The following is a 20,913-nucleotide window of genomic DNA, read 5'->3' as shown; positions in this document are numbered from 1 at the left end:
TTAAAACAGCTTTTAGGTTTAATAAAACAAACATTACCTAGCAAGAAGTAACCAAGCTAAATTTGTCTATTTGATATTAGGCAGTGTAAATTGGTCCGCATCGAGATGGGCTGGAAACTTTTCTTTAAACTGAGTTAACGCCGATTTCGTCAGTTCAACTGTGATTATTTGCGCTTGGTTATCCTCGGCGGCAACGAGCGTTTCACCCGTAAAATCATAGGCAGCTGTACCGCCGTTATGAGCAACACCATTGCCATCATCACCCACCCGATTAGCAGCAAGCACATAGCATTGATTTTCAATTGCCCTCGCCTGCAATAAGGTATCCCAAATGCGGCGGCGTGCCGCAGGCCAATTTGCCACATTAACCATCACATCATAATCGTTGCGACTTCGTTGAAATACTGGAAAACGTAAGTCGTAGCACACCTGAGGTAAAAACCTAAAACCATTTATTGTAATGATTTTGCGCTCAACACCCGCATTTACAAAATCGCCTTCATTACCTAAACAAAACAGATGGCGTTTATCGTAGAATTCCACCGTGCCATTTGGCCAACACCAGTAAAAGCGATTCGCTTTTTTGCCTTGTTGGTTCACTAACACTGAGCCCGCTACTACCGCATTTAAGCGTTTTGCTTGTGCCAACATCCAATCTAAAATTGGCCCTTTCTTTGGCTCTGCCACGTCTAAATTAATGGCAAAACCAGTAGCAAATGTTTCAGGCAGTAAAATTAAATCAACCGAATCTAGATTGCTCAGCTGTTCGCTTAAGCTATTTAAATTTTTATTAACGTCTAGCCATGCAATATCACTTTGCACTAAGGCGACTTTTAAGCTGCTATTTATAACTGACATAACTTCTCCGCAGCAGTGATTAGGGTGACGTCTTCCTTAGCAAAACATAAACGAATCACACGGTCGCCAGGGGCATTTTCATAAAACACGCTAAGAGGAATGGCAGCAACGCCAACCTCTTTTACTAAATACTCGCAAAATGCCACATCATCTAATTCAGAAATGGTGGAATAATCAAGCAGTAAAAAATAGGTACCTTCACTTGGTAACACTGTAAAACGACTATTTGCTAATGCATTACTTAACACATCGCGCTTGTGCTGATAAAACGCACTTAATTCATCAACATGGTTTGGCTGCTCTTTAAGCATATCGGCTAATGCTAATTGCGCAGGTGTAAAGCTAGAAAACGTCACATACTGGTGAATTTTACGAAACTCCACCATCAGCTTTTCAGGGGCAACACAGTAACCCATTTTCCACCCCGTGCAGTGGAAGGTTTTACCAAAACTCGATACCACAAAACTGCGGGCAAACAGTGCGTCATCGCCAAGTGCGCTTAAATGTGTGGCACCATCAAAGCAAATATGCTCGTACACTTCATCGCTGATGAGATACAAATCATGCTGTTCAAGCAGTAGCTTTAACGCATTAATGTCTGCTTGTTTTAGCGTTTTAGTACTTGGATTATGTGGCGAATTAATAATAATCGCTTTGGTTTTATCGGTAATTGCGTTGGCGACTTGCTGCCAATCTATTTGGTAATTGGGTGCCGTTAATGCGATATGAACCGCTTTACCACCAGCAAGTTCAATCGCTGGCTGGTAAGAATCATACGCAGGGTCAAACACAATCACTTCATCATTTGGGCTTACAAGTGCTTGAATTGCGACATAAAGCGCCTCTGTTGCACCTGATGTAACGGTTACCGATGCCTCTGGTGAAATAGTTAAAGCGTATTTACGCAATACCAAATCAGCAATTTGTTGTTGTAATGCGGGTACACCACTGGATGGCGAATATTGGTTAAACCCTTGTGCACTGTAAAAGTTAAGTTTGTTTTTTAGCGCTTCAGGCGTATCAAACTCAGGAAAACCTTGTGATAAATTAAGCGCTTGGTGCTCATTTGCCAATGCGGTCATTTGCGAAAAAATACTGACACCTAAATTTGGTAATTTACTTTGCACACGATACCTCTAATCTTGATGGTGCTTTGACAAAAGCGATGCTATCATTGCCCAAAACGGATGTATAGCCGTCTAAATGTTTTGAGTTTTTATTTTTGAGTAACCTATTATGCATAATGATGCCGCAAAAAGTGCATTGATTGAAGCGGGTCGTTGGGTCAGCGATAAAGGCTGGGTACCAGCAACGGGTGGTAATTTTTCAATTAAAACAGACACAGGTTTTGTTGTCACCGCAAGTGGCCATGATAAAGGATACCTTGCCCCTGAACACTTTTTAGAGCTCGATCAGCAAGGCGCTATTTGCAAAGGTCAAGGAAAGCCATCTGCCGAAACGGCACTTCATTTAAAATTGTACCAACTTCAGCCAAGCACTGAATGTGTATTACATACTCACTCTGTTGCCGCCACGGTATTATCGCGTTTTATAAAAGCTGATACCTTGGCAATTCAAGGCTATGAAATGCAAAAATCATTACGCGGCATCACCAGTCACGAAAGTACGCTTACTATTGCCATTTTTGATAATGACCAAGATATTGACCGCTTGGCAGAGCTTGTTGCAAAACGCCACGAACAAGAGCCAGTGATTCACGGTGTACTTATTCGCGGTCATGGTTTATATGCTATGGGCAACAGTGTGGCTGAAACACGTCGCCACATTGAAGGGTTGGAGTTTTTATTCGCATGCGAGCTTGAGCGCATTAAGTTGGAGTCATCACTATGATTAAAGCCATCATTACCGACATTGAAGGCACAATTACCCGCATTTCATTTGTAAAAGATATTTTGTTTCCGTATGCGGCAAAACATATTGCTGCGTTTGTTGAAGAAAACCAAAACGATGCCACGGTAAAAGCGCAAATTGATGCAGTAAAAGCGGAAATTGCCAAGCCAGATGCCAACCTTACTGAGGTCATAGATGCGCTGCAACATTGGATTGCAACGGATCAAAAAATTACCCCACTTAAACAATTGCAAGGCCTAATATGGCAAACGGGTTATCAACAAGGTGATTTTACAGGCCACATTTACCCAGATGCCTATGATTTTTTAAACCAGCAAAAAGACGTGGGCATAAGCCTTTTTGTTTATTCGTCTGGCTCGGTAAAAGCACAGCATTTGTTGTTTGAACATTCTGACTATGGTGATATTCGCCCACTGTTCAGCGATTATTTTGATACCCATGTTGGCGGTAAAAAAGACGCAAGTTCGTACACCAATATTCTAGAAAAGATTAGTTTTGCAGGCTCTGAGGTGTTGTTTTTAAGCGACATCGTTGAAGAGCTTGATGCCGCTAAAAGTGCGGGCATGCACACCTTGCAGTTATGGCGTGATAACCAAGAAAAAAGCGACCAACACCCAGCAATTGACGATTTTAACCAATTTGATGAAGCATTATTTGTATGAGCAAACTAACTATTTACCGTCACGACGATGCAGTAAGCACGCTGCTACAGAGCGAAAACTTTACTGAAATTCAGCAACAACTTAATCAAGTAGGTGTGGTATTTGAGAACTGGCAAGCAGCATTTGAAATTGACGCAAGCCACAGTTCAGATGATATTTTAAACGCCTATGACGCCGATATTAAACGTGTGCAGCACGACGGCGGCTACCAAACGGTGGATGTAATTTCACTTGCTAAAGGTAATCCAGCGGCGGCTGAATTAAGACAGAAATTTTTATTTGAGCATACGCATAGCGAAGACGAAGTACGCTTTTTTGTAAAGGGCCAAGGCTTATTCTGCCTGCATTTAGACGACAAAGTGTATCAAGTGCTTTGCCAGCAAGGTGATTTAATTTCAGTGCCGGCTAACACTAAGCATTGGTTTGATATGGGCAGCGATCCTGAGTTTACCGCAATTCGTTTTTTCAATAACGAAGCGGGTTGGGTGGCACAAAGCACCGAAAGCAAAATTGCCAATGAATTTCCAATATTGGAATAGAGCACCGAATGGTGCTCTTCTTATATTTAGAGCGCTTTTAACGCGCCATCTTTTACTTGCTGTAAATTGTAAACGCCCGTATCAAGTACCCAACCAGTTACTAGCTGTGCTGGCGTTACATCAAAGGCAGGGTTAAATACCTTGGCATTGTTTGGTGCCCATTGACACTCACCAAAGCTGCCACTGACACCTTTTACTTCAGCATCAGCACGCTCTTCAATTGGGATATGTTGGCCACTTTCACAGTCAATATCTAAGGTGGTGATTGGCGCAACCACATAAAACTCTACATTATGAAAATGTGCCAGCACAGCTAAATTATAGGTACCAACTTTGTTGGCGAAATCACCATTAGCTGCAATGCGATCTGCACCCACAAAAATCTTATCGACTTTACCCGCAGCCATTAAACTTGCGGCCATATTGTCACAAATAAGGGTGTACGGAATTTGCCAACTTTCAAGCTCAAATGCCGTTAAACGACCGCCTTGCAGTAATGGGCGTGTTTCATCCACCCAAACATGAATATCACCGTATTTTTGATGGGCGTGGTGTATAACACCCAGTGCTGTACCCACCCCTGCTGTTGCTAATGCACCCGTATTACAGTGAGTTAAAATATTATCGCCCGGTTTTACAAGCGCAGCACCTAGGGTTGCCATGGATTCACACAGCGCAACATCTTCATTAAATAGCTGCTCTGCAGTTACTACTAATGCGTCAACAAAATTATCTTGAGCTAATGCTTGGCGCATACGCTTCATGCAGTGCATTAAATTAACCGCAGTTGGACGCGTTGCCTCTAAATCATTTATTGCCTCTGCAAGTTGGCTATGCGATAGACCTTGCTCAGCTAAATGAGCAACTAGCAGGGTTGCAGCTAAACCAATTAGCGGCGCCCCACGCACTTTTAACGTCAAAATCAATTCTTGCATCTCAGGTACACTGTTACACACATGCCAATGCTGCTGGTGTGGTAAAAGGTACTGATCTAAAACGAATAACTGTCCGCCTTGATATTTAAGACTGCGTGCGAGCAAATTTTGCATGCTGTGAAACTCCAAACTATTAACGCGATCATTTTACACCAAGACACAAAGAAGTATAGACATCTAAACATTCATCGGTATAGAATTCCGTAATTATCTGTATTTTTGAATAGCGAACACCATGGCTGACTATATTGCTTTTGATAATGAGCGTGCACTTAACTATGTTGCACAGTTAAACGAATTTTTTGCCCCTAATGCTCAATTAACCTGTAATGAGTTTGGTGATGGCAATCTCAATTTAGTCTTTCGCATTGCTGATGAAAACGGTAACAGCATTATTTTAAAGCAGGCATTACCCTATGCCCGTTGTGTTGGTGAGTCGTGGCCTTTAACCCTTGATAGAGCGCGCATTGAAGCGGCGGTGCTTGAAAAACATGGTGCGGTGTGCGAACCATACACAGCAAAAGTGCTGCACAAAAATACCGAACTTGCCCTAACCATTTTGGAAGATTTAGGCCATATGACGATTTTGCGTGGTGAACTAAACCAGGCAACAACCTTTCCAAATTTAGGCAGCCAACTTGCAAACTACCTGGCAACCACCAGCTTTTATTACTCAGACTTTTATTTAACACCTGCAGCAAAGAAAGCCTTGGTCATTGAGTTCACAAACCCTGAGCTGTGCGCCATCACTGAAGACTTATTCTTTGATGATCCGTACCGCACATCTCTGCGCAATAACTACCCGGCGACACTTGAAGGTGAGGTAGAGAAGCTTCAGCAAAACACCGAACTTCACATTAAAGTGGCTAAATTAAAGCAACTATTTTTATCGTCGCCACAAAGCTTATTACACGGTGATGTGCATTCAGGTAGTATTTTTGTTGATGCGCAATCAACTAAGGTGATCGACCCAGAGTTTGGCTTTTTTGGCCCAATTGGTTTTGATTTAGGCTCGTTTATCGGTAACTTTTTACTTAATTATTGTGCGCAAAATGCCCGTATTAGTGAAATTCCTAAACGCCGCCAAATGCAAACCTACTTGCTGACGACGATTCAGCAAGTGATCAACGAATTTGCAGAATCTTGGCTGTCACTTGCTAAAGAGCAAACCCGTGATTTATCGCTTCAGGCACCAGGCTATGCAGAGTATTTTGTAAACCAAATCATTAAAGATGCACTTGGTTTTGCCGGCACTGAGCTTGTTCGCCGCACCATTGGCCTTGCCCATGTGTCAGATATTGATGGTATTGAAGATGATGCTGCACGACTGCAAGTCCAGCAGCAAACATTAATACTGGGTGAGCAACTTATTTTACATGCCGAGACCGCTCACGATAAAGAATCAGCATTTAATCTGATCATTAGCCTCGTTCAGTAAAAAGAAGCTCAGTGAAAATAAGCCTAATAAACTAAGCGTAGTAAACTAGCTGTAATAAAATCAGCTCTATAAATTTCAGCCTAAAAAGCCAGTAACCGTGTTACTGGCTTTTTTCTAAACTGCTTTAATTGATGTATCTTCACACTTTAGTACCTAACTCTAAACATCTTCATGTTCCTTAAATACCTCAACGTTTACCAAATAATCGCTAGCTATGGTTCTTTTTAAATAACCAATGTGCAATTTGAAGATTCAAAACCAAGCCGATTAAACGCCCATAACCGTGCATAAGTTCAGCTCCCACATTACCCATTAACATCGCAATAATTTCTAAAAATAGTGGGCTAACAACCGCTAAACTAGCAGCTGCTGCAAAATACACCCAACGCTGATGCTGTTTGAAATCCTTTTTAATTGCATACTTAACAGCAATAACAAACGTTAAGAAAATAGCTATCGCAACTATCACCAAACTCACATAGCGCGCGCCAAATTCACTAGGCGAAAATACATGATGCATCCACACGCCAGACGCCGCCATCACACACGCAGAAACAAAAGCAAAGTAGCCATTAATTTTATGATAGCGCGGTTTTGCTTGTCTTAACTTTGGTGAAAACTGAAATGGCATTGTTAAAAAAAATACAATACCTGATATGCCATGGCAAATAATCACAAGTGGCAAATCAAAATAGCGCGCGTTAATTATTTCACTGAGCGGTGATTCAACACCACTACCCATTACAACTAAGGCAACAATAAATACTGCTGGTATTGCAGGAATACCTATCATAATGAGTAAAAAGCTAACGCCAGCCCAATTAAATGGTGTTTTTAATTCATTTGGTTCTATCATCATTGCATTTTGGTATGTCATTTTTTAATCCTTACGCCATACGCTAGTTAAGTTAGAAACGATTATGTAAAATACCTAAAGCAATATCGTTCTAATCTGTTGAGCAGAACCAAAAAGAAACAACAAAAACAAATAAGATATTGTTTATAAAGAAATAAAAGGATTTAACTTGCAACCATCAGAGATTTGCTTATTTGCGATTAACATTGCAACAATGACCTTATTAGGCTTTAACGCAAGTTTACTTATTACTAAAAAAGGCCAAAATTTCGGCTATTTTTCCCTTTCTTGCTGCTTTATTGCCATTGCAATTGTGATATGCCAACCCAGCTTAAAATTGCTCGCGCCAGAGTGGCGGCAAACGCAACTTATCGTATCGTTACCTGCATTATTAATGATCGCCCCAAGCTTTTGGTTTTACATTAAAAGCCTCACAGCAGAATCAAAATGGACGCTTACCAAACACGACAAATGGCATTTTGCACTGCCCGCAATCGGACTATTTATTTCACTTTTCACATTAGTTTTACCTAACGAAATTCAACACGGACTTTTGGTCGACGGTGATGATGTGGTGCTTAAAAGCGCATCACCCTTCTTGCGATATAGTGTGTATGCTGGGCTAATTATCACCTTTTTATTGGTGATAGGCTGGGTATTACAATCGGCATTTTATGTGGTTAAAACCATCGTTCGTTTAAACCGCTACCGCACACATTTGAAAGACATCTTTGCTACAACAGAACAAAAAGAAATGGGTTGGCTTACAGCGCTAGCACTTTTAGTAGGTATTCCTTGGGGATTATTTGCCATCAATTTAACACTCAATAATTTGCTGTTCCCAAGTGAAATGTATACGCCTTTTTCAAGTTTATTATTACTGATTACAGTAACCTTTTTAGCGACTTGGGCGCTTCGCCAAAAGCCCGGTTTTGAAGAAATATTTGATGATAATAAAGATGATGAACCTAGAGTGTTGTCAGCAACGCAGAATAAATATAAAACCTCGGCATTAAGTGAAGATAATTTACAGCACATTGCAAACAAATTGGAAAACGCAATGCAGCAAGAGCAAATCTATTTAAACGCCGCCTTGTCACTGCCTATACTTGCAAAAAGTATCAATACTTCTTCCAACTATATTTCTCAAACATTGAACGAGCGTTTAAAAGTAAATTTTTTTGATTATGTAAATGGCTACCGTGTAAAACACGCTAAGAATGAACTCACAAACAGCAATAAAACGGTACTCGATATTGCAATGGATGCAGGTTTTAACTCTAAGTCGGCGTTTTACACCGCCTTTAAAAAATACACCGGGAGCACTCCAATGCAATATCGCAAGCAGCACACTAGCCTCTAACGCATCGAGGCTGTAGTGCTTAGATTAGCTCGTGCTATTTTACCACCCGCTGCTGCCCTTCTCACCATAACTGACAAACAAGCATTAGGTTTTAAACTTTTTAACCAACGCAGTTAAAGCGGCTGAAAGCGATGCCAGGCTATTGGCATTTTCATCGGCGTCATTAGCAAGCCCTGAAATTTCATCCGCACCGGTTTTAATATCCACAACGTTGCGATTAATCTCTTCCGCTACATGTTGCTGCTCTTCTGCTGCGGTCGCTATTTGCGAGTTCATATCACTAATAAGGTCAACCGAATGCGTAATGGAATCAAAACTGGCTTGCGCTTGTTTTGTGAACTCAACGGTTTGCGAGGATATATCGAGGCTTTGTGACATCTCTTTTGAAATCGCTTGGGTCATATTTCTAAGCTTACCAAGTTGCTGTGCAATTTCTTCTGTTGATTCGGATGTACGTTGTGAAAGCGCCCGTACTTCGTCTGCTACCACCGAAAAGCCTCTGCCTTGCTCGCCTGCGCGCGCTGCCTCAATTGCGGCATTAAGTGCTAACAAATTTGTTTGCTCAGCAATGCCACGGATCACATCTAAAATTGTGGTAATGCTTTCACTTTCACTGTCTAAATCACGCACATTTTGCTCTGTACTTGCGATAGTGTCTGACAGTCCCGACACACTTGATACCGTTTTATTAATTAACGATTGCCCTTCAATAGCTGATTGTTTAGTTGAATTGGCTGAATCTGCTGCCGATGCGCAACTTGATGCAACTTCGTTGGCGGTTGCCGCCATTTCATTGATAGCGGTAGAAGCTTGCTCAAGTGCTAATTGTTGCGTCATTAACGATGAATTCATCGACGTAACTAAACGTGAGCTAATTTCCGATGCGTTGCTTACATTAGCAGAAGAACCATTAATCTCACGCACCAAATCAGCAATCGAATTTAAAAATTGATTAAAGCTATTAGCCAGTTGTCCAGTTTCGTCTTGCGTACGAATTTTTAAACGTTGGGTTAAATCGCCTTCACCTTGCGAAATATCTTCAAGACCACGGGTCACCTCAACAATCGGACGAGATATTAATTTTGAAATATACACCGAGAGTACGGAGAAGGTACCAATCAGAATTAAGCTCACCACAATAATTATCACCATCAGCGTATTTGCTTTCGCCATTACTTCCGATTTTTTAAGCAGGCCGATAAACTTCCAATTGAGTTTGGGCGAGGTATACACATTGGCAAGATAAACATCGCCATCAATTTCAATGGTGGTATCGCCAGATTCTATGCGGCTTAATCCAGCGTATAGATTGCTTTTAACACTCGCAAATTCTTTAAAATTATTTTCAGGGTGTTTGGCATCAACCAAAATTTTGCCGGAATCTTCTATTAACATTAAAAAGCCCGACTCACCCATTTTGATATTTTGGATCATGCTCGTTAACCCTTTTAACGACACATCCATGCCCGTTACACCAAAATTGCTACCCGCACTATCTTTAATAGACATTACGGTGGAAACAATAACCGCGTCATCTGGCTCCCAATAATACGCTTGAGTACGAATCGGTTTAGTTGTCGCGCCTGTGCCTGTTTTAAACCAAGGACGCGGTCGTGGGTCGTAGTTGGCGCTTACACTGCCTTTTGGCCATTGTGTATAACCACCTTGTTGATTACCCATGTAGATATAAGAAATGCCCTCGTGTGATTCACCAAATTGCGAAAACAAATCGAATACCCGTTGTTCAATTACGTCGTTTTGTTCTGGCGTAATTTGACTGGCGGATGCGCTATTCATATATGTTTTAATACCGCTTTTGGCCGCCACTAAATCGGGGTGTTTCGCTATGTACACAACGTCTTTACTGATCTCCTCGAAAAAAAGCGAAATCGCTTTATCTATCTGCGTAACTTCTCGCGTATTGGCAATAGTAAAATTATCGTGCGCTAAATTGCGGGTCTGGTTAATCATGATCACTGCAATCACAATAATTGGCAGTGTCATAGTGACTAAAAAGGCAATGATGAGTTTTTTTGAAATGGACATTGAGCTAACAACATATGGCTAGTATTGAATTAAATATGGTTTGCAATCTAGTGCTAGTCAACTTCATAAGTTATGGTCTAAGCTATTTTAAAGTCATCTATTTACACGGTATTTATGTTGAACTCTAAACCCCTTTTATTTACCTCGCTGTTTGCACTTACAATTTCAACGCAGCTCGCAGCATCGCCCTCATTGGCAGGCGGCTTTTGGGTTAACTATAGCTTTAACGAAGACACCCACGAAACCGACTTTGGCGACCAAGCAATTATTGGTTACTTGGATGGTGCAAAATCAGATCAGTCACCTTGGTTTTACTCTGCAGAATTTCGCCTAGGGCCCGGCAGTTTTACCGACGTTGATAACAATTCAAGCGGGCAAAAATACGTGATGCACAAAGCATGGCTAGGTTATGCTATCGATGACAATAACTCACTGACCTTTGGCAAAAGCCAAGTGCCATTTGGCTGGAAAACCGCTAATTTTTGGCCAGGGGATATGTTTTTAGCCGCTTACGGCGACCAAATGGATGTCGGCGTAAAATACCAAGGCGGCGTTAACCAATTCAATTACCAACTTGCCTATTATTTGGCTGATGACTGGGCAAGTAAATCAACCGACAGCACCGATGACAACCGCCACTGGGGCAGCAGCTCAACCTACCGAAAGGTAGACACCGCCGTTGTTGATTTTTCTTACACGTTTAACAAACAACACACCTTTGCCGCCTCCTACCAAAACGGTAAATTAGAGGAGCTTATCACAGGAGACCGACGTACCGATGGCGATCACAGCGCTTATGTAATTTATTACCAAGGCCAATTTGACCAGCTTACTACTAAGCTCAGTTACATTGACGGTAAGCGCGATTTGCCACAAGCCTATCTTGCGGCAAATCCCGATGTCGCTAGCACAATCGACAACACCCGTTACGCAGGTGAACTTGGTTATACGTTGGGTGATTGGTATTTTGTAATAGATGTGACCTTAGCTAAATCAAACACCAATGGTGTAGACAGTGACACAGTTTATGCGTTTGCGCCGGGCGTGCGCTACGACTATGGCCCGGGATGGCTGTACCTTGAATACCTAAATCAAGATGCGTATTTCGACCGCAATATGCAAATCAATCAAGGGGACTTTGCGGCGTGGTACCTCACCTTCGATTACTACTGGTAAATACTAGAGCGTAACTTAGTACCAAATTACACCAAGGCAGATAACCAATATCTGCCTCAGCGTTTATTTTAACAATTCAATGCAAATAAAACTAAAGTGCGTTCTTTATTGCGGCAACCACTGAAACACAATCTTCACGTGTCACATTTTTATGAAGTACCAAACGAATTTGCTCACCAGGGCAAATATTAACGCCTTGACGATAAAGCGCGTCGGCAAATTCAGTAACTGGCTTACTTGCCTGATATTGCAAAAACACCATATTGGTTGCTTGCAAAACAACACTTATACCGTCGATATCAGACAGCTCTGTTGCTAAGAACTCGGCGTTTTTATGATCTTCAACCAAACGGTCAATATTGTTTTCTAGGGCATACAAACCTGCAGCTGCAACAATACCTGCTTGGCGCATGCCGCCACCAAGCATTTTACGCCACTTATGTGCTTCATGAATAAAGGCTTTTGAACCACAAAGCACACTACCAAGCGGCGCTCCGAGGCCTTTCGATAGGCAAATCGATACCGAGTCCATTTGCGAGGTAATGTCTTTAATCGCAACTTGATGATGTACCGCAGCGTTAAATACCCGCGCGCCATCTAAGTGCAAACCTAAACCATGTTCGTCACAAAACTTGCGGGCGTCAGATAAATAAGCCATTGGCAGCGGTTGACCCGAAACCGTATTTTCAATCGACAAAAGACGCGTGCGCGCGTAATGGTGATCGTTCGGCTTAATTCTTCGTTTAACTAATTCGAGTGACAAGCTGCCATCTTTTTCAAACTCTATTGGCTGTGGCTGAATGCTGCCAAGCACTGCTGCACCGCCACCTTCATATTTATAGGTATGGGCGTCTTGACCAACAATGTATTCATCACCACGCTGACAATGGGCCATAAGAGCCAATAAATTACTTTGCGTGCCACTTGGCGCAAATAATGCGGCCTCGTGGCCGGTTAATTCTGCGGCTTTTTGCTGCAACGCATTTACCGTTGGGTCGTCACCAAACACATCGTCACCCACAGGAGCACTGGCCATCAGTTCGCGCATTGTTGCACACGGTGTGGTTACGGTATCACTGCGTAAATCTATCATATTTTCATTGCTTTAAACTGGTTTAGAGAAGGCTTCACTGTAGCGTGGCAACACAACAAAGACAATTACATTGCGCTAATCACACAAAGCGTAATGCGAGCGATTCTCATCGCACAAATGTTTACTTTACTTTAATGTTATAATATAACATACCTAGATTTTTCTCAGTAACACTAAAACACTTGTTATCTTCAGTCCCGTTTTAGTGCTGTTTCATTCATTAATAACTTTTGGTTGTACAAGCATTATGCAAAACAACACTCTTAGTGTTTCGGCCTTAACCAAGCAGTTTGGCAACAAAACCGCAGTGAGCGAGTTAAGCTTTAACTTACATTCAGGCGAGGTTTACTGCCTGCTTGGTTCCAACGGCGCCGGTAAAACAACAACATTTAATATGCTTTTGGGCAATACTCATCCCGATGCAGGTGAAGTGCTGCTTAACGGCGACTCAATTTTTGCCAGCAATTTCAAATTAGATCAGCATATCTTTTATCTACCTGAAAACGTTAGTTTATACCCAGAGTTTTCAGCAGTAGAAAATCTTGCATACCTTGCCTCATTAGCATCGCTTGATGTTGATGACCGCACCCTGTGCGATGCACTTATCCAATGTGGCTTAAATCAAGAAGCGCTCGATAGACCAACGCGTTTTTACTCAAAAGGCATGCGCCAAAAAACCGCTATCGCATTGGCGCTATTAAAAAATGCCAACCTAATGCTACTTGATGAACCAACTAGCGGCCTTGATCCGGTTGCTACGCGCGAATTTGTCGCCTTAATTAAACAACTTGGCGAACAAGGGGTAATGACCGTGATGATCACACACGATCTCAGTTGTGCTCATTTACTTGCAGATCGCATCAGTATTTTGCACCAAGGTAAACAAGTTGCCGAACTGCCGCAAAGCGAATCGTTCGAGTCACTTGAAAGCACCTATTTATCCCTTGTTTAACTGTTTATTTTCGGAGTAGTTTGTGAAAATCAGCCGCCTTCCTTTATCTCTGAGCGCTATATCGATTGCACTTTGCGCTCAATTCGCTGTAGCAAATCAAGACAAGTCACTTGAATCAATTGTGGTAATTGGTAAATCGTCATCGGTTAGCTCATCTAACCTTGCGGGTTCATTTGATTATATGGGCCGTGAAGAAATTAGTTATCAACATATTGATGATTTAAAAGAATTATTTACCAAAGTGCCAGGAGTTTATCTGTCGCGTTTTAACCAAGGCATTGTGAATACCATTTTATCAATTCGTGGTTTTGCCGGAGACGGAGCCAGTCCTCACGCTAAATTATTGATCGACGGCATTCCAGCAAATATGCACGCAGGTTACGGTGAACTCGATCAGTTATTCCCGATTGCCATTGATCATATCGAAATGTTTCGTGCCACCAGCGATCCCCGTTATGGATTATTTAATATTGCCGGTAACTATCAAGTAAAATCGCGTAGCGACAGCAGTGCCGACCTAGAGCTGACTCTAGGCAGCTTTAATACCCGTGAAATTCAAGGTTATTTTGGCCAAGAAGGTGATACGTTATCACATAGCTACTCATTAGGTTATCGTAAAAATGAAGGCTATCGTGACCATACCGATATTACCAAAAAAGCTATTTCGGGCCGGTGGGACTGGCAATTAAATAGCGATTCAACACTTGGCGCAATCGCGCGCTATAGCCGATATGAAGGTTCGGCTCCAGGTTATTTGAGCGAACAAGAAGCAAGAGATAACCCAACCATGTCGGCTGATTATGCGAGCCAAGATGGTGGCGTTAAAGAAAATCATCACATTAGCCTGCATTACGATACCGCCATTAACAACCAAGTTGATTGGGCAGTAAAAGTTTATAGCCAAAACTTTCAGCGTAATCGTTGGGTTCGTTTTTCAGCGCACAGTGATATTCAAAACCGCTTTGATGATCAAGATATGCTCGGCGCAATTTCAACGTTAACATGGCAAATTGACCCAAATTGGGCGCTGCTATGGGGCGTTGACCTACAAAACGAAGAGATTATTGAACAACGTTTTGGCACAGTTGGTCAAACGCGAGAGCGTGATGATCAAGTTGTTAAGCGTAACCGTCAGTTTAGTTACGACACAAAAGGCAGTTACCTGCAACTTCAGCATCAGCCAAACGATAAACTAAACTGGAATATAGCATTACGTGTTGATGACCTTTCGGGTGATTACAGCGAGTTTGCCGCCGATGGAACACGCAGCGACCGTGAAATGTATGATTTTGGCCTAGTTGTCCAACCTAAGCTTAATGTGATTTACGCACTTACCGATAACACAGCGGTATTTTTCAATACTGGCAGAAGCTTTCAACACCCAACTGGTAAAGCCGCGTTTACCAGTGGCGATATTAACGCCCGCGAAATGACACACAATGACGGTGCAGAAATCGGCTCGCAGTGGAGTGTAGATGCTGTTGAACTACGCGCATCGTATTGGGTGCAAAAAGCCAAAAACGAGTTTGTATTAATCGATGGCGAGCAAAAGAACGTTGGCGAAACAACGCGAAACGGTATTGATTTAGCAGGTAACTGGCAGGTATCTAACGCATTTACCGTATGGGCAAACTACTCGTATATCGATACTGAAATTGTCACGCCAAGTGATACCGCAAACGTAACTAAAGGCAATCAATTAAGAAGTATTCCTGATTTTACCGCATCGCTTGGCGCAAGTTTCGACGCCACAGAAAAACTCGTTTTACGCGTTCACTTAGATGCCCAAGGCGATTATTACGTTAATGAAGAAAATGCCGGCAAAAAATACGGTGATTACACTTTGCTCAATGCCAGCGCCGATTACCACCTAGATTGGGCCACCATTAAATTGCAGCTTAATAACCTCACTGATGAGTACTACGAATATGTATACGATTTTGGTGGTGTAGATAGCAACGGCGTGTACCAAACTGACACCGTTCATTCACCTGGCGATGGCCGTAATGCCAGCCTTTCCCTCTCTATGAGTTTCTAAATTATGTTAACAACAATAGTCAAACAAGAATGGCGGCGATTACGTCGCCACCGTTTAGCACAAGCCGTGTTAACTCTGGTTGTTGTATTGGTAAGTGTCATCGTACTGAGTCATTGGCAACTACAACAAAATGCCATTGATGCACAACAAACATGGCAGCAAACCGCCGATGAATTTTGGCAAGCACAACCTGAGCGCCATCCGCACCGCGTTGCACACTATGGCCACGTGGTATTTCGCGAACACGCACCGCTTAGCTTTCTCGATGTTGGTGTAGCGCCATTTAATGGCAACTTCTTATTTTTAGAAGCACACAAACAAAATGCCAGCGCAATCAAAAGTTACCCGGTAAACGCCTCTAGCCTCGCAATAGGTTTTCCGTCTGTTGCCACCTTCTTTTGGTTTGTATGGCCATTGGTATTAATTATCTTGGCGTACGGCGCAATTAGCGACGAAAAACAAATGAATCGCTACACTTGGCTGTTAAGCCTTGGCCTCACAAAACGTACATTAATGTCTGCCAAAGCGGTGTTTTACATCGTATTAAGCACGATTATTGTGGCGTTTATTGCCTGTGTTGCTGCACTGTTTATTGCATTAACCGTACATGTATCTGCCCAGCATTGGTTCTCTTTTGCAGCAATGATGGTAAGTTTTTGGTTATACAGCATTATGTGGGTGCTGATCATCGTTACTGTGTCGGCAGTTGCCAAAAACAACCTGCAAAGCTTGTTAAGCAGCTTAGCAGTTTGGCTATTTATTTGTGTGCTCGTGCCAAAAATGGCTGCACCAATTGGGCAAAGCTTAGCACCTGTTCCTGAGCACGTTAACTTTGTCAGTCAGCTGAAAAAAGATGTTAAGGCAGTCGGCGACTCACACAATCCAAACGACCCATATTTCAATAGTTTTAAACAATCCGTACTTGATCAATATGGCGTAGAGACGATTGAAGAACTGCCCGTTAATTACAACGGTTTAGTCATGGCCGAGGGCGAACGCATCACAAGCGATATTTACCAGCGTCATTTACACACGTTAGAGCAAACCTTCGCAGAACATGAACGCACCCATCAATGGTTATCATGGCTTTCTCCTACCCTAGTGTTAAGCAAAGTATCGGTATTACTAAGCGGTAACGACCGCGCCAGTATTGATGAGTTTGCAAAACAAGCCGAGGCCTATCGTTTATCACTGATCCAAGCGCTCAATAAAGTACATACTGAGCAAATTGATCACCATAACGATCGCGCGCAAAAAATAAGTGGCGATGTATGGCGTGATATGGCGCTGTTTGAGTTTGAAATGAAACCTGCTCAGCTCCCGCTTATAAACTTACTGCCGTTTTTAGTCTGGCTAGTGCTTATCGCTGGCCTGTTTTACCGTGTAGGAGCAAAGCAATCATGAATTTAGTTAACTTAGAACTAAAGCTGCTATTTAGAAATCGTGGATTTCTTTTGCAACTGGCGGTATACCTTGTTTTATCGCTTGGTGCGGTTGTCATTGGCTTTAATCATTACAACAAGCAACTTAGCGAAATCGAAAAACAACATCTGTTTGCTGCGGCAGACATAGCTCAGTGGCAAGCCGCTGGCGATAAAGCAACACCAGGTGGACTTGGTTACTATTTACATAGCCCTGCGGTTAAAACACCGAGCCCATGGTCAATTTTATTTAAAGGTGAAAGCCAAGAGTTACTCACCATCAATCGCATTCGTTTATTAGCACTGCAAGGGCAGCTCTACAACGAACCAATAAATAACAGCGAACATTTGCGTCTTACATGGTTAGATTTAGGCTTTGTATGGGTTTATTTATTGCCATTGCTGATTGGCTTTATCACCGTAACGCGACTTGCTGAAGATAAACAAACTGGGCGCTGGCAGTTATTTTCTGCCAACCTATCAACTGGCAGTAAATTATTAATAACACGTATCGCTATTAGCGTAAGTGTGCTGTTTATCTTAAATGTATTGGTACTATTAGCGGCTACTGCTTTTACGGATATTACGCTATCGCTCGATACCGTGTGGTTACTGACCATTTTGTTTTGCTATATGCTGTTTTGGGCAAGTGTCAGTTATTTCATTAGCAAGTTGGTAAAACAAGCTAATTTATCGGTGTTGGCTTTTGTTGTGAGCTGGCTGGTACTCGCAATTGCCATACCTTCTGCGCGCTTTTCAAGCCAGCTAGACGTAAGCCAAAGTAATACTGGCGTATCACTATTAATGACGCAGCGCCAAAGTATTAACGATAGCTGGGACCGAGATAAGCAAGCAGATCTCGATACCTTTTTAGCGGCTTATCCAAAATGGCAAGAAACCAGTAAGCTAGGCGAAGCATTCGACTGGAAATGGTATTACGCCATGCAAACGTTAAGTGACGATGCCGCCAAACCAATGGCAAATGATTATCTAACCCATATTGAAAACGCCAACAAAGCGCCTGTTTTTAGGGCTCTATCGCCTGTGCTGAATGTGGATTTATTGCTAACCCGCCTTGCCAATACCGATAGGCAAAGTGATTTAGATATGAAAGCGCAAGTAACCGATTGGTATAACGCACTAAAAGACCACTGGTACCCTTACCTATTTTTTAATAAAACGTATTCGCCACAAGCCATTACCGATGCACCAAAGTTTAGCTATTTGGCAAATACAGCTAAAGATGCGCTGCAATTGCTGTGGTTGTTGTTACTTACTGCGTGTTTAATTGCGCTAAGTTACAAACGCAAATCCTAGTTCCAATTCTAGCCAAAAATTGGATTCTGTTGTCACACCCAAAGGAAGCATTTGCTTCCTTTTTTTATTGCACTTAAACCTTGACTTAAAGCTGACTTGAAGTTGCAAAATTCCTTTTTTGTTGAAAATTAGGGATAAAATGATGACTTCAATATTATTAAATAGCCTGATAATTGGTGTAGGCGCTACGCTTGTAATGGACTTAGCCGCTTGGTTATGTTTGCGATTATTCGCTATTCAGCCATTAAATTTTGCTTTTGTCGGGCGTTGGTTAATCGGTATCACGCGTGGAAAACTGCGTCATAATCCGATTATGGCATCACCAAGTGAAAAGCATGAATTTGCCATTGGTTGGTTTTGCCATTATGCAATTGGGATTATTTACGCATATATGTATTTGATACTGGCGAACATACTCACGCTTAACACTAGTAATATAGCGTTATTATTACTGTTTACGCTCTCAACACTGGTAATGCCCTTTTTTATTATGCAACCGTGTTTTGGTTTTGGCATCGCTGCCAGTAAAACACCACACCCGCTGCAAGTCAGACTGCCTGCTTGCACATTTGTCATTTGGTGCTGGGCTTTACATTATGCTCTTATTGCTGCTCGGCTAAATGGTAGCAAGCACCTAACTCTAGAAACCCCATTGACAGATACATTGGCAGGCCAGCTTGCGAGGCCTGCAAACTAATAAAATCGCAACTATTTTGCTCTGCAAACCACAGTAAGTGCTGCATTATTGCCTTGCCAATGCCTTTGCCTTGGTAACGTTTTGGCACGCCAACTTGATGAACACCTAGCGTGTGATTAGTGATATAGGCGATGGCTGTTCCGCAAATTTCACCATTTTCAATGTAGGCGAAAATTGTTGCATTGCTATCACAAAGTAATGGCCGTAAGGTTTTATAATCAATCAAATAACCAAAAGCCTCACCGCATATGTTGGCCCACTGTTTTAAACTCTCTTCTGACGTTATGCGTTCAATATACTTATTCGAGATAGCGAGTTTTTGCGTACCTTCAAGACCCATGGCAATCAGTTTATTACGGTAGTTCTCACGTTGAAAATCATTAGGTTCAATGGTTACACATACATGTTGCTGCCACGCATTTTGGTCAATTGCCTTAAAATCGCTGCGCCATACTTTATTTGGCCAGCTAGTGTGACGATGCACATTCGAAGCTTTAGTATGCGCTAATGTTGACCAAAACTGGTGTAAGTTTGCGAGGTTCCTATCTAATAACGTCATCAATTTAATCCTTATTTATCAATACAATGCCAGCAATCAACAACACTGTGCCCAACGCTTTGGTAATACTAATGAGCTTTTGTGGGCTATCAAATAAGCCAAAGTGGCTAATTAACATAGCGAAGATAATTTGCCCGGTTAACGCGTAACTCATTAAATTGCCTACGCCCATTTTGGGAATAAGCCAATACATGCTACCAACGCCTAAAACACTTAATACACATGACCCCCACAAGTACCAAGGCACATTGCTCAGTTGTACATTTTGCAACGTGACCGAGAGCGTTTTTGCATTGATAACCAAAAGCACCAGCGAAACCAAAATAAAACTGGTTAAAAAAGCATAACTCGTTGCCAACCATGAGCTTTTTAATAGTTGCCCTAAGCGCGCATTCATCGCAGCTTGCATTGCAATACACGCGCCTGCGATAAAAGCGACAGGCCAAAGGGCGTTCATAATAGACTCACTAATTGATTTATTGGCTTACGATATTTTGCTCTCAGCGCACTGTGGTCGTCTATGCTACGAATGCCTACAGGGCATAATATTTCAGCGTTTAACCCACGCTTTGTCAGCCCAAGGGCATCACTTACTGCTTTTTGATCAAAGCCTGTCATTGGGCACGCATCAATGTGATTGATTGCAGCACAACTAAGCAATTTGCCAAGCGCGATATAACATTGGTTGGCACTCCATTTTTGTTGCTCAGATGGTGAGAGCGATAGCAAATCACCACTAATGGTTTGCTTGTAGCCCGCTAGTTTTTCAACATCAATTTGCTGATTTTCTGCCAGCGCCGAAATATAGCTATCAATATCATGCTGTGAAGTGGTAACACGGTTTGCTAACACCAATAAATGTGAGCACTGTGCAATTTTATCTTGCCCGTAACTAAACGGCACTAACTGTTGTTTAATGTGTTCCTTGCTTATCACAAGTAACTCATAGGGCTGCATACCATAAGAACTAGCGCTTAAATGTACGCTATCGATAAGTGGTTGCAACTGCGCTTGTGAGAGTTGTTGTGAAGAAAATTTATTGACCGCGTAACGCCAATTGAGTGAATTAATAAAGTCCATTGCCTTGCCCT

At 42.2% G+C, this 20,913-nt stretch carries 20 protein-coding genes; 11 read left to right on the top strand and 9 right to left on the bottom strand.

The features are described 5' to 3' along the window. Nucleotides 1–66: 66 nt before the first annotated feature. Both AC2IOM_RS19785 and AC2IOM_RS19780 read right to left on the bottom strand, forming a co-directional pair. Entirely contained in the window at nt 67–858 is a 792-nt protein-coding gene (locus AC2IOM_RS19785) for an amidohydrolase (RefSeq protein ID WP_486359897.1), read from the bottom strand. After that, the gene (locus AC2IOM_RS19780) at nt 846–1,940 is read right to left on the bottom strand and encodes a methionine aminotransferase (RefSeq protein ID WP_486360695.1); all 1,095 of its coding nucleotides are present in this window, start codon (nt 1,938–1,940) and stop codon (nt 846–848) included. The genes AC2IOM_RS19785 and AC2IOM_RS19780 overlap by 13 nt, the downstream gene beginning before the upstream one ends. 154 nt (nt 1,941–2,094) lie before the next feature. Between AC2IOM_RS19780 and AC2IOM_RS19775 the strand changes: the two genes are divergently transcribed. Genes AC2IOM_RS19775 through AC2IOM_RS19765 form a run of 3 tightly spaced genes read left to right on the top strand, consistent with a single transcriptional unit; the run spans nt 2,095 to nt 3,931 of the window. After that, the gene (locus AC2IOM_RS19775) at nt 2,095–2,709 is read left to right on the top strand and encodes a methylthioribulose 1-phosphate dehydratase (RefSeq protein ID WP_486359896.1); all 615 of its coding nucleotides are present in this window, start codon (nt 2,095–2,097) and stop codon (nt 2,707–2,709) included. Continuing rightward, nucleotides 2,706–3,392 carry an acireductone synthase gene (gene mtnC / locus AC2IOM_RS19770; protein WP_486359895.1) on the top strand — a complete coding sequence of 229 codons (687 nt, stop codon included), beginning with the start codon at nt 2,706–2,708 and terminating at the stop codon, nt 3,390–3,392. The genes AC2IOM_RS19775 and mtnC overlap by 4 nt, the downstream gene beginning before the upstream one ends. After that, nucleotides 3,389–3,931 (top strand): 1,2-dihydroxy-3-keto-5-methylthiopentene dioxygenase, encoded by a 543-nt coding sequence (locus AC2IOM_RS19765; RefSeq protein ID WP_486359894.1) that lies wholly within the window; start codon nt 3,389–3,391, stop codon nt 3,929–3,931. Before mtnC ends, AC2IOM_RS19765 begins: the two co-directional genes overlap by 4 nt. Nucleotides 3,932–3,957: 26 nt before the next feature. On the opposite strand, the gene mtnA is transcribed toward AC2IOM_RS19765, so the two are convergent. Further along, nucleotides 3,958–4,980, bottom strand: a complete 1,023-nt coding sequence (gene mtnA, locus AC2IOM_RS19760; protein ID WP_486359893.1) for an S-methyl-5-thioribose-1-phosphate isomerase — start codon at nt 4,978–4,980, stop codon at nt 3,958–3,960. Nucleotides 4,981–5,101: 121 nt separating this feature from the next. Here mtnA and mtnK point away from each other — a divergent pair, with 121 nt between their 5' ends. Continuing rightward, the gene (mtnK, locus tag AC2IOM_RS19755) at nt 5,102–6,304 is read left to right on the top strand and encodes an S-methyl-5-thioribose kinase (RefSeq protein WP_486359892.1); all 1,203 of its coding nucleotides are present in this window, start codon (nt 5,102–5,104) and stop codon (nt 6,302–6,304) included. A gap of 208 nt (nt 6,305–6,512) precedes the next feature. Here the strand turns inward: mtnK and AC2IOM_RS19750 are convergent, their stop codons facing one another. Further along, a complete protein-coding gene (locus tag AC2IOM_RS19750; protein ID WP_486359891.1) occupies nt 6,513–7,181 on the bottom strand; it encodes a DUF2306 domain-containing protein in 669 nt (222 codons plus the stop codon). A gap of 148 nt (nt 7,182–7,329) precedes the next feature. Here AC2IOM_RS19750 and AC2IOM_RS19745 point away from each other — a divergent pair, with 148 nt between their 5' ends. After that, nucleotides 7,330–8,523, top strand: coding sequence for a helix-turn-helix domain-containing protein (locus tag AC2IOM_RS19745; RefSeq protein ID WP_486359890.1), 1,194 nt, complete (start codon nt 7,330–7,332; stop codon nt 8,521–8,523). Nucleotides 8,524–8,607: 84 nt separating this feature from the next. Here the strand turns inward: AC2IOM_RS19745 and AC2IOM_RS19740 are convergent, their stop codons facing one another. Further along, nucleotides 8,608–10,569, bottom strand: a complete 1,962-nt coding sequence (locus AC2IOM_RS19740) for a methyl-accepting chemotaxis protein (protein WP_486359889.1) — start codon at nt 10,567–10,569, stop codon at nt 8,608–8,610. A 114-nt stretch (nt 10,570–10,683) separates the two neighbouring features. On the opposite strand from AC2IOM_RS19740, the gene AC2IOM_RS19735 reads away from it, so the two are divergent. Continuing rightward, nucleotides 10,684–11,745 (top strand): hypothetical protein, encoded by a 1,062-nt coding sequence (locus AC2IOM_RS19735; RefSeq protein ID WP_486359888.1) that lies wholly within the window; start codon nt 10,684–10,686, stop codon nt 11,743–11,745. Between the two features lie 91 nt (nt 11,746–11,836). On the opposite strand, the gene ltaE is transcribed toward AC2IOM_RS19735, so the two are convergent. After that, complete coding sequence (ltaE, locus tag AC2IOM_RS19730) at nt 11,837–12,838, bottom strand: low-specificity L-threonine aldolase (protein WP_486359887.1); 1,002 nt, start codon at nt 12,836–12,838, stop codon at nt 11,837–11,839. Nucleotides 12,839–13,085: 247 nt separating this feature from the next. Here ltaE and AC2IOM_RS19725 point away from each other — a divergent pair, with 247 nt between their 5' ends. The 5 genes from AC2IOM_RS19725 (at nt 13,086) to AC2IOM_RS19705 (ending at nt 19,263) form a co-directional block, all read left to right on the top strand. After that, a complete protein-coding gene (locus AC2IOM_RS19725) occupies nt 13,086–13,790 on the top strand; it encodes an ABC transporter ATP-binding protein (RefSeq protein ID WP_486359886.1) in 705 nt (234 codons plus the stop codon). A gap of 22 nt (nt 13,791–13,812) precedes the next feature. Next, entirely contained in the window at nt 13,813–15,828 is a 2,016-nt protein-coding gene (locus AC2IOM_RS19720) for a TonB-dependent receptor (RefSeq protein ID WP_486359885.1), read from the top strand. Nucleotides 15,829–15,831: 3 nt separating this feature from the next. Further along, nucleotides 15,832–17,232 (top strand): DUF3526 domain-containing protein, encoded by a 1,401-nt coding sequence (locus AC2IOM_RS19715; protein WP_486359884.1) that lies wholly within the window; start codon nt 15,832–15,834, stop codon nt 17,230–17,232. After that, nucleotides 17,229–18,566, top strand: coding sequence for a DUF3526 domain-containing protein (locus AC2IOM_RS19710; RefSeq protein WP_486359883.1), 1,338 nt, complete (start codon nt 17,229–17,231; stop codon nt 18,564–18,566). The genes AC2IOM_RS19715 and AC2IOM_RS19710 overlap by 4 nt, the downstream gene beginning before the upstream one ends. Before the next feature lie 139 nt (nt 18,567–18,705). After that, the gene (locus AC2IOM_RS19705) at nt 18,706–19,263 is read left to right on the top strand and encodes a DUF2938 family protein (RefSeq protein ID WP_486359882.1); all 558 of its coding nucleotides are present in this window, start codon (nt 18,706–18,708) and stop codon (nt 19,261–19,263) included. Here AC2IOM_RS19705 and AC2IOM_RS19700 read toward each other — a convergent pair. From AC2IOM_RS19700 to AC2IOM_RS19690, 3 genes are read right to left on the bottom strand one after another with little or no spacing between them, the layout of a single operon-like run. Further along, entirely contained in the window at nt 19,169–19,822 is a 654-nt protein-coding gene (locus tag AC2IOM_RS19700; RefSeq protein ID WP_486359881.1) for a GNAT family N-acetyltransferase, read from the bottom strand. The genes AC2IOM_RS19705 and AC2IOM_RS19700 overlap by 95 nt on opposite strands. 4 nt (nt 19,823–19,826) lie before the next feature. Continuing rightward, nucleotides 19,827–20,279 (bottom strand): DMT family transporter, encoded by a 453-nt coding sequence (locus AC2IOM_RS19695; RefSeq protein ID WP_010558267.1) that lies wholly within the window; start codon nt 20,277–20,279, stop codon nt 19,827–19,829. Further along, nucleotides 20,276–20,902 (bottom strand): nitroreductase family protein, encoded by a 627-nt coding sequence (locus tag AC2IOM_RS19690; RefSeq protein ID WP_486359880.1) that lies wholly within the window; start codon nt 20,900–20,902, stop codon nt 20,276–20,278. The genes AC2IOM_RS19695 and AC2IOM_RS19690 overlap by 4 nt, the downstream gene beginning before the upstream one ends. Nucleotides 20,903–20,913: the final 11 nt, after the last annotated feature.

It is taken from the genome of Pseudoalteromonas sp. NS-SX12, assembly GCF_057367955.1.
This window is presented reverse-complemented; position numbering and strand designations above follow the sequence as displayed.

Bases quoted from the DNA above. Each gene is read 5' to 3' on its own strand.
- AC2IOM_RS19775 (WP_486359896.1), top strand. From the start codon at position 2,095: ATGCATAATGATGCCGCAAAAAGTGCATTGATTGAAGCGGGTCGTTGG.
- ltaE (WP_486359887.1), bottom strand. From the start codon at position 12,838: ATGATAGATTTACGCAGTGATACCGTAACCACACCGTGTGCAACAATG.
- AC2IOM_RS19765 (WP_486359894.1), top strand. From the start codon at position 3,389: ATGAGCAAACTAACTATTTACCGTCACGACGATGCAGTAAGCACGCTG.
- mtnC (WP_486359895.1), top strand. From the start codon at position 2,706: ATGATTAAAGCCATCATTACCGACATTGAAGGCACAATTACCCGCATT.
- AC2IOM_RS19785 (WP_486359897.1), bottom strand. From the start codon at position 858: ATGTCAGTTATAAATAGCAGCTTAAAAGTCGCCTTAGTGCAAAGTGAT.
- AC2IOM_RS19700 (WP_486359881.1), bottom strand. From the start codon at position 19,822: ATGACGTTATTAGATAGGAACCTCGCAAACTTACACCAGTTTTGGTCA.
- AC2IOM_RS19705 (WP_486359882.1), top strand. From the start codon at position 18,706: ATGATGACTTCAATATTATTAAATAGCCTGATAATTGGTGTAGGCGCT.
- AC2IOM_RS19780 (WP_486360695.1), bottom strand. From the start codon at position 1,940: ATGACCGCATTGGCAAATGAGCACCAAGCGCTTAATTTATCACAAGGT.
- AC2IOM_RS19690 (WP_486359880.1), bottom strand. From the start codon at position 20,902: ATGGACTTTATTAATTCACTCAATTGGCGTTACGCGGTCAATAAATTT.
- AC2IOM_RS19695 (WP_010558267.1), bottom strand. From the start codon at position 20,279: ATGAACGCCCTTTGGCCTGTCGCTTTTATCGCAGGCGCGTGTATTGCA.
- AC2IOM_RS19725 (WP_486359886.1), top strand. From the start codon at position 13,086: ATGCAAAACAACACTCTTAGTGTTTCGGCCTTAACCAAGCAGTTTGGC.
- AC2IOM_RS19750 (WP_486359891.1), bottom strand. From the start codon at position 7,181: ATGACATACCAAAATGCAATGATGATAGAACCAAATGAATTAAAAACA.
- AC2IOM_RS19710 (WP_486359883.1), top strand. From the start codon at position 17,229: ATGAATTTAGTTAACTTAGAACTAAAGCTGCTATTTAGAAATCGTGGA.
- AC2IOM_RS19735 (WP_486359888.1), top strand. From the start codon at position 10,684: ATGTTGAACTCTAAACCCCTTTTATTTACCTCGCTGTTTGCACTTACA.
- AC2IOM_RS19740 (WP_486359889.1), bottom strand. From the start codon at position 10,569: ATGTCCATTTCAAAAAAACTCATCATTGCCTTTTTAGTCACTATGACA.
- mtnA (WP_486359893.1), bottom strand. From the start codon at position 4,980: ATGCAAAATTTGCTCGCACGCAGTCTTAAATATCAAGGCGGACAGTTA.
- mtnK (WP_486359892.1), top strand. From the start codon at position 5,102: ATGGCTGACTATATTGCTTTTGATAATGAGCGTGCACTTAACTATGTT.
- AC2IOM_RS19715 (WP_486359884.1), top strand. From the start codon at position 15,832: ATGTTAACAACAATAGTCAAACAAGAATGGCGGCGATTACGTCGCCAC.